1 pseudogene is annotated in these 415 nt (G+C 43.9%); it reads right to left on the bottom strand.

The window, feature by feature from the left end:
• Positions 1-51: 51 nt before the first annotated feature.
• Positions 52-258: pseudogene (locus tag CWB85_RS22425) on the bottom strand (GTP-binding protein); the annotation flags it as partial.
• Positions 259-415: the final 157 nt, after the last annotated feature.

Raw genomic sequence — 415 nt, 5'->3', positions numbered from 1 at the left:
GGCGTGACGTGGACAGTCTAGGTGTGCGTACTGACGAGTAGTTGTATCTTACTCAACGTGTGAAGTTGAGATTGTGATTCCACGCTCGCGCTCTTCTTGAGAGTTATCGATTGATGCTAAATCTTTAGCAACACCGCCGTATACTTTTGCAAGTACGTTAGTGATTGCTGCAGTTAGGGTTGTTTTACCGTGGTCAACGTGGCCGATTGTACCTACGTTTACGTGCGGTTTTACGCGTTCAAACTTTGCTTTTGCCATCTTAAAAAATTCCTATAAAGAAATTAAAGGTTCAGTCCACTGTGGACCAAACCGAGCTAAAAAATTACTTAACAGCGCGAGCTGTAATTATTGTATCTGCAACATGCTTCGTGGGTTCAGCGAACTTGAAAAACTCCATAGAGTATGGGGCACGACC

This window comes from Pseudoalteromonas sp. S1727 (assembly GCF_005886375.1).
Classification (GTDB): domain Bacteria; phylum Pseudomonadota; class Gammaproteobacteria; order Enterobacterales; family Alteromonadaceae; genus Pseudoalteromonas; species Pseudoalteromonas haloplanktis.
This window is presented reverse-complemented; position numbering and strand designations above follow the sequence as displayed.